General features: G+C 62.2%; 2 protein-coding genes. Both read right to left on the bottom strand.

The window, feature by feature from the left end:
• Positions 1-232: 232 nt before the first annotated feature.
• On the bottom strand, positions 233-1420 hold the full coding sequence (locus T281_RS16785; RefSeq protein ID WP_037242202.1) for a GNAT family N-acetyltransferase: 1188 nt from the start codon (positions 1418-1420) through the stop codon (positions 233-235).
• A 197-nt stretch (positions 1421-1617) separates the two neighbouring features.
• Positions 1618-2792: RNA polymerase factor sigma-54 (gene rpoN, locus T281_RS16780; RefSeq protein ID WP_037242199.1), on the bottom strand; the 1175-nt coding region annotated here is incomplete at its 5' end.

Genomic DNA, 2792 nt, shown 5'->3' with positions numbered 1-2792 from the left:
TAGATCAACCTGCGTTGAATCGGACTCGATTTGGCGCAGAGAAGCTGATCGACAACCGAAATCTGGAGCGTCGTAGCGTGTCTGATTTACGGCACAACGCGCTAATCGATGTTCGCCCGACACTGTATCGGCACCGATATAACATTCAAATTTTTGCATGAGAAGACGCTACGCGCCCGTATTCGCTTTTGTCGTGCAAAGGGCGTGAAAGAGCTGGCGATGGAGGCGCGGACTACGGCTCCACCGTCCCGCAGTCCCGCCGGAATGGCAGCGCTGCGGCGAGCGCCTCCTGATCCTGCGCCACCGCCTCGCGTTCCTGCTCCAGAAAGCGCTCGACCGCGCGGGCAAGCCCCGGGCTTGCGAAGTGATGCAGGCTGTAGGTCGTTTCCGGCGCATAGCCGCGCGCGAGCTTGTGTTCGCCCTGCGCGCCCGCTTCCACATGCGCGAGCTTGTGCGCGATGGCGAAGTCGATGGCTTGATAATAGCAGGCCTCGAAATGCAGGAATGCCTGATTTTCGAGGCATCCCCAATAGCGGCCGTAAAGCGTGTCACCGCCGATGAAGTTCAGCGCGCCCGCGATCGGCTCACCGTCGCGCATCGCCATGACGAGGAGGATGCGATCGGCCATCGCCTCGCCGACCAGGCTGAAGAAGGCGCGCGTCAGATAGGGGCGTCCCCATTTGCGGTTGCCGGTATCCATGTAGAACGCGAAAAACGCATCCCAGTGCGCCTCCTTGATGGCGCTTCCCGTAAGCCATGCGAACGCGATCCCGCTCGCGCGCGCCTGTTCGCGCTCCTTGCGCACCGCCTTCCGCTTTCGAGAGGCGAGCGAGGCCAGAAAGTCGTCGAAGCCCGCATAGTCGCGATTGTGCCAGTGATATTGCGTGTCGGTGCGCTGCAAGAGGCCGAGGCCGCCGAGCGCCGCCCACTCGTTCTTTGTCGCGAAGGTGACATGCCACGAGGATGCGTCGTTCGCCTTAACAAGCTCGACGGCGGCGGCTGAAAGAAGCGCGCGCGCCTGCGCAGCATCGACGTCCGGCCGCACCAGAAACCGCCGCCCCGTCACCGGCGTGAACGGCACCGCCGTCTGTAGCTTCGGATAATAGCGGCCGCCCGCGCGCTCATAGGCTTCCGCGAACGGGTAGTCGAAGACGAATTCGCCGTAGGAATGCGATTTCATGTAGCACGGCAACACCGCCGCCACGCCGCCCGCACCGTCCCTCAGCGCGAGATGGCAGGGAGCCCAGCCCTTTTTCGCCGTGGCCGAGCCGCTTTCTTCGAGGGCCGACAAAAAGGCATGCGCGATGAAAGGATTGAACGGGAGATCCGGCGGGTTGGCGCACGCGTCCCACGCCGGGGCAGGGATGTCGCGAATGCGCTCGTAAACGCTGACGCTCCACGCGCCGTGTTCAGCGGTCAAATTCAGCTCCGGAGCTAGTGCAGTGAATTTTACATTTGATTTACATCTGCGGGTGACATCGTCATCAAATGAAAAATTCAAAACTGTACTTAAAATCAATTGGTTGCTAGTGCGCTTCGGCGTAGACGTTTGCTTGAGTGCGTGCAGCAATGTGGACCAAACGTATAAGCCCGCGCACCAGCTTTTCGCCGGTGATGTCAGGCAGCGTTCGCGCGCTTCAGTCTCCTGCGCGCGGCGGATGACGGGATGCGCAACGCATCGCGGTACTTTGCCACGGTACGGCGCGCGATGTCGATACCGTCAGCCTTGAGCATGGTCACGATCCGGTCATCGGACAAAACCTCCTCGGGCGACTCGTTCAGGATGAACTCCTTGATGCGGTCGCGCACCGCCTCTGAGGAATGCGCCTCGCTCGATGCACTCGCCGACGGGATCGATGAGGTGAAGAAATACTTCATCTCGAAAATGCCGCGCGGCGTCTGGATCGCCTTGTTGGAGGTGACGCGGCTCACGGTCGACTCGTGCATGCCGATCTTCGCCGCGATCTGACGCAGGTTCAGCGGCTTCAGATGCCGCACGCCGTGATCGAAGAACGCCGACTGCTCCTCGACCATCGCCGTGGCGACCTTGAGGATGGTGGAAAGCCTTTGTTCGAGGCTTTTCACGAGCCAGTTCGCCGAAGCCAGGCGGTCGGCGAGGTAGGTACGCTCGCTATCGGACCTGCATCGGTTCTTGAGGCTTGCGTAATAGGCGCGGTCTACGGCGAGCGATGGCGCTGCTGACGGGTTCAACTCCGCGCGCCACTCGCCATCCGGCCCGCGCCGCACGATGACGTCGGGCACAAGCGTCTCGACCTCGCCATGCTCGAAAGCCGCGCCGGGCTTGGGGTTTAGCGCGCGAAGTTCCTGCATCATCTCGCGCAGGTCTTCCGCGTCGACACCGCAGACGCGCCGCAGCTTTTGCATGTCGCAGGCGGCGATGAGATCGAGATTGGCGAGAAGCCGCTCCATATAGGGATCGCAGCGATCCTTTTCGCGGAGCTGGATGGCGAGGCACTCGGCGAGGTCGCGCGCGCACACGCCTACGGGATCGAAGGTTTGCATCACGCCGAGCACGCGCTCGATATCTTCGAGCGGCGACGACAGAAGCGCGGCGGCGTCTTCAAGGGGCGAGCGGATATACCCGTCCGCGTCGACGAGGTCGATCAGGTAGCGGGCGATGAAGCGGTCCTGCGCGTCGGGAAACGCGAGTTGCGCCTGTTCGTTCAGGTGATCGGTGAGCGACTCCGCCATGGAGAGCGTAGCGAACGGATCGTAATCGTCGCTTGGCGAACCGGCCTTTCCGCTGGTCGAAAGCCATTCGGCCTCGGGCG

The organism is Rhodomicrobium udaipurense JA643 (genome assembly GCF_000636015.1).
In the GTDB taxonomy this organism is placed as follows: Bacteria; Pseudomonadota; Alphaproteobacteria; order Rhizobiales; family Rhodomicrobiaceae; genus Rhodomicrobium; species Rhodomicrobium udaipurense.
Note: the sequence above shows the minus strand (reverse complement) of the source record. Positions and strands in the feature narration are given on the sequence as shown.